5 protein-coding genes are annotated in these 5,112 nt (G+C 37.6%); all 5 read right to left on the bottom strand.

What is annotated here, in order from left to right:
* Positions 1-187: 187 nt before the first annotated feature.
* The 5 genes from CYP77_RS04760 to mqnE are packed head-to-tail and all read right to left on the bottom strand — an operon-like array spanning position 188 to position 4,944.
* Positions 188-892, bottom strand: coding sequence for a pilus assembly FimT family protein (locus CYP77_RS04760; protein ID WP_103567857.1), 705 nt, complete (start codon positions 890-892; stop codon positions 188-190).
* 3 nt (positions 893-895) lie between these two features.
* Entirely contained in the window at positions 896-2,113 is a 1,218-nt protein-coding gene (locus tag CYP77_RS04755) for a hypothetical protein (RefSeq protein ID WP_103567856.1), read from the bottom strand.
* A 9-nt stretch (positions 2,114-2,122) separates the two neighbouring features.
* Positions 2,123-2,563, bottom strand: coding sequence for a phosphoribosyltransferase (locus CYP77_RS04750; RefSeq protein ID WP_103567855.1), 441 nt, complete (start codon positions 2,561-2,563; stop codon positions 2,123-2,125).
* A gap of 12 nt (positions 2,564-2,575) precedes the next feature.
* A complete protein-coding gene (locus CYP77_RS04745) occupies positions 2,576-3,868 on the bottom strand; it encodes an NCS2 family permease (RefSeq protein ID WP_103567854.1) in 1,293 nt (430 codons plus the stop codon).
* A gap of 11 nt (positions 3,869-3,879) precedes the next feature.
* Positions 3,880-4,944, bottom strand: a complete 1,065-nt coding sequence (mqnE, locus tag CYP77_RS04740; protein WP_103567853.1) for an aminofutalosine synthase MqnE — start codon at positions 4,942-4,944, stop codon at positions 3,880-3,882.
* Positions 4,945-5,112: the final 168 nt, after the last annotated feature.

Below are 5,112 nucleotides of genomic sequence, written 5' to 3'. Positions count from 1 at the left end.
AAGATTGACTAATAGTTTAACAATTGTAAGTTAAAAGAACAACGATAAGAAAAAGGCTTTATTAACGGTGAAGTTAAAGGTGGTTTCTCGTTTCGTGAGCTGGAATTATATATGAGGGATGCTTAAATGCAGATTAAAAAATGGCAACTTTTTTTAAAAAATAAAAACTATAAATTTTTAACTAAATTTAACCATTCTCTTTTATAGATGCAAAACCACTTTCTTTTTCTATAGTAATGGTTGTTTGATTACCACGTTTGTCAGTTATTGTTATACTGCAATCTTTTTTTAGAAGTCTATCATATGGTCGCTTTGCACCACGATTTTTTGTAACACTTACCACTTTCATAGGGCGACCCATTTCATCAAAATTTATAGTTTGCATTTCACTGCATCCATCTCTAAAATCAACAGATGCTATGCCAAATCTTTTTCCTAAATTTAATTCTTTATTCCATTTTTTACAAATAGCCTCTGTTACTATTCCACTACTCCAGCCTCCACTAAGAAGTTTCCCACTTTTATAGATATCATTTGCAACCTGATCTTCTGAATTTATATTTCCACTAAAAATTTTTTTGCCTCTTTTATCAAAAAAAACACTATATTTCCAGGTTTTAACTCCTAGCTCATCTATAGAACATTCCTTTAAACTAGTTTCATTAAACGTTATTCCCCATCTCATTTTAAACCATAGCTTTTCATCAATCGATTGAACGTATTTATCATCCTGCATAGCAAGGTGTTGAGTGTATCTTATATGAGTTAGGATCTGATTTGCGGCTTCTCTTGAGGCATTTCTATTTAGTTTTGGGATCATAATGGCAGCTAAAATTCCAACAACAACAATAACAAAAACAAGCTCTATCATCGTAAAAGCTCTTTTTTTCATAGCTTATCGTTCCTTGATATTGAAATTTGCAACTACTTTTCCCATTTTTTCTATACTAAATTTTGACTTCTCATCTAAATCGGCACTTGCTAATAAATTTTTAGAGTAGCTTTTTGTTTTTATCCCATAAAATTTAAGCCTTAGTGCAAGCCTTGTGTCATCAGTCGCTATATCTTGCACTCCAGCCTCTTTTAGCTTATCTGCCAGCTCTTTTGCTACATCAAATTTATAAGTGAGATGTTTTGTAGGATCGTTTAAAAAGAGGTAAAAAACTTGATTAAATATGATCGCTGACCAGTTAAATACCAAAAAAAGCATCACTAAGCCAGTGCAAATTTTGTGTCCTTTTCTAAATTTTGGCAGTCTCACGCGATACGAGTTGAAAAAAACTCTTACCATAAGTGGCGTTGCGATCACGCAAAATGGCAAGAACTGCTCAAGCTCTAGCCTTTGGCGCACAGAGACTATCATACAAAAGCAAAATGAGCAAATGGCGATAAACCACAAAAGATCCTTCTTTTCCTTAACCCAAATTCTATAAATCGTATATACAAAAAAGATAAAGACGAATGGCGAAAATACAGCAGCAAATATGCCAAAAGTATCGATAAAGTGCCCACTTGGTCTGCCATTTGTTTCAAAGCCAAAAAAGTAAAGTGTCAGCAAAAATAAAATGGCACTAAACCACGCAAGTGGCGGCTTTCTTTTATAAAGTGCAAATATAAAAAATCCTGCATAAAATATCAAAAAATCGCCATCTATGAAAAAGGCTAGGCAGAAAAAGAGACTAAATAAAATTTTCTTTTTAATATGAAAAAGATATATGCACAAAAGCGCTAAAGTGATGCAAATTCCAGCGTTGTTTATGATAAGGGCTGAAGCTAGCGTGCCAGGAAGTAGCACAAAAAGTAGGACCGCTATAATCCTGTCAAACTCAAGCTTGATGTAAAATTTGCTCACCTTATACATCAAAACCACGCTTGCGATGTGAAAAAAGATCATCACGCCTCGCACAGTAAGGTCATTTTGACCAAAAAAATGGGCGCTTAGTTTTAAGATGTAGCCAAGAAGGCTGTGCTTTTGAAAGAAAATTTCAGCCTCATTGTAGCTTATGCTAAGAGAATTTGCCGCATAAAGTAGAAATACAAAATCAATCAAACATATCAAAAATACGCTAAAAGCAATGTGCCTGCTAGCAAATTCTCTAACTCTTTCTAACAAATCGCGCCCTTAAATATGTATATCCCAGAAAAACTCAACCCAGTCATGAGCCTCTTTTACTTTAAATTCAGGCAAAAGCAGCGCCTTCTCTTTATAAAATACAGTAGCTATCTTTATATCTAAATTTGGATAGCGTTTAAGCAGCTCTCTTTTTATCTCGACCATGCTCTCGCCGCTATCGATGATGTCATCAACGAGCAAAATTTTCTTATACGCACTAAGATCTGGCACGTTAAAAATTTGTATCGTATCAAGCTTGTTTGTATCCTCGTAGTGGATAGAATTTAATGTAAATAAATTTCTATTTTCAAGCGCAACGGCTAGCGAGTGACCAAGCGTTAGACCGCCTCTTGCCACAGCTAGTATCACCTCTGGATCAAACTCATCTTTTATCTGTTTTGCCATCTTTTTAGCATCAACGGCAAATTCATCGTAGCTATAAAATATCATCTTTCATCCTTATCAATGCACTAAAAATACGATAAAACTAATGAGCGCTAGCACAACTACACCTAAATTTATATCTCTAAATTCTCTCTTTATGAGCTTAACTATGACGTATGACATAAAGCCAAATGCAAGACCGTTTGTGATCGAGTAAGTAAGCGGGATGAGCACAACTATGAAAAATGTCGCAACAGCGATGGCTGGATCTTTAAAATTTATACTAGCAAGCTCAGCAAACATAAGCACGCCAACCATTACAAGGATCGGATAGATGGCATTGCCAGGGATTGCTTTAAAAAGTGGCAACATAAATAATGTAAGTATAAACAAAAGTCCGCAAAATACAGCCGTTAGGCCAGTCCTACCGCCCTCTTCTACGCCGCTTGCACTCTCTACAAACGATGTGGTCGTACTTACACCTACAAGCGAGCCAGCTGCAGTAGCAACAGCGTCAGCTTCAAGAGTTTTTTCAAGTTTTACGACGCCATCTTTTTTATTTTCGTCAAATATCCCAGCCCTCGTGCCAACTCCAGCTAGCGTGCCTATCGAGTCAAAAAGATCAGTCACGAAAAAGGTGATGACAACTGGGAGCAAGGCAAGGCTCAGTGCTCCTTTTATATCAAGCTCTAAAAATATCGGTGAGATAGAGGCTGGAGTTGAGAAAATTTCTGTTGGATGAGGAGCGATGCCAAGCACCCAAGCTATCACTGAAGTAGCAAGCACAGCTAGGATAAATGCGCCCTTTATCTTCCACGCCCAAAAGCAAACAACCAAAAATAACCCCAAAACGCCAAGAAGCACGTTTGGATCTTTGAAATTTCCTATGCCAACTAAAACCGCATCGTTATTTACGATAAAACCCATTTGCTGAAATGCCACAAAGCTGATAAATGTGCCTATACCAGCGCTTATCGCTCTTCTTAGATCAAGTGGGATGGATCTTATTATCCACATCCTAAAATTTGTAAAAGATAAGACGACAAATATCACGCCACTTAAGAAAACAACGCCAAGAGCCGTTTGCCAAGGCACTTTCATGCCGATACAAAGACCAAATGTAAAATAAGCGTTAAGCCCCATGCCAACGCTCATCGCAACTGGCGTGTTCGCCCAAAGACCATTTAATATCGTAGAAAATATGGTAATTAGCGCTGTTGCAGTGATTAGTGCCTCATAAGGCATGCCAGTTTTGCTCATAATTATCGCATTTACCGGCACAATATACATCATCGCTAAAAATGTCGTAAGTCCCGCTCCAAATTCCTGCTTCACACTCGTTTTGTTTTGTGCTAAGTCGAAAAATTTCACCCCAAGCTCCTTTAGTAAATTTTAAGTTCGTTATACAAGCTATCACGTTCAACCGGCGTAAAACCAGATGTTTTAATAAGATCGCAAAATGTCTTTAGTGTAACGCCATTTGCGCTATTTGCACCAGCTGCACTTTGTATGCTCTCTTTTTCTATCGTGCCATCAAGATCATCAGCGCCAAATTCCTGAGCGATCATCGCTAAATTTAGCGTCGATGTAGCCCAGTATGCCTTTATATGTGGGACATTATCAAGCACCAAGCGAGATATCGCCATAGTCTTTAAAATTTCAGCCGATCCTAGAAATTTCACATCTTTTAAGTAGTTGTTTTCTCTTTGATAGACAAGCGGGATAAATGCGTTAAATCCGCCAGTTTCGTCCTGCAAGTCTCTGATCCTTAGCATGTGATCGATCCTATTTTCACGGCTTTCTATATGCCCAAAAAGCATTGTTGCATTGCTTTGCCTGCCTTTATCGTGCCACATTTTGTGGATCTTTAGCCAGTTATCGCTACTTACTTTGCCTTTGCAAATTTTAGCCCTGACCTCTTCGTCAAAAATTTCAGCCCCACCGCCTGGCATGCTATCGACGCCGTATTCAAGCATCTTTTCTATCACCTCATCGTAGCTTAAGCCGTAATGCCTTGATAAAAAGTCGATCTCAGCCGCCGTCATCGCCTTTACATGAAGCTCTGGATGAGCTGCTTTTATCTTTTTAAAAATTTCTAAGTACCACTGCCAGCCGCTAGTTGCGTTGTGGGCGGAGACGATGTGTATCTCTTTTGCGCCGTGGCTAACGCTCTCATCAACGATCTTTAAAATTTCTTCGTGGCTCATTAGGTATGGATTTGGATTTTTTCTGTGGGCTGAAAATGCGCAAAATTTACAGATATCAGCACAGATATTTGTTGGATTGATATGGCGATTTACATTAAAAAAGACCTTGTTGTCGTGCAGTTTTCTGCGCTTTTTGTCGGCAAATTTAGCCAAGGTAAAAAGATCAAGCTCATAAAGCGAAAAAGCCTCTTGCTTACTTAATCTCTCGCCACTTTCTAGTTTTTGTAATAGATTCATTATTTATATCGTCCTAAAGCTGAACTTAAGGCTTCATTATAAGCAAATAAAGCTTTGTTTTTGCAAAAATTATGTAACATTTGCCAAGATATTTTTAACAATGGAAACACTAAATGCTAGCTGATAAAAGTGCCAAAAATAGCGATAATTATTCAAGGATCAAAGAGAAAT

Origin of the sequence: Campylobacter concisus, from assembly GCF_002913865.1 — a bacterium.
Taxonomy (GTDB): Bacteria; Campylobacterota; Campylobacteria; order Campylobacterales; family Campylobacteraceae; genus Campylobacter_A; species Campylobacter_A concisus_AM.
This window is presented reverse-complemented; position numbering and strand designations above follow the sequence as displayed.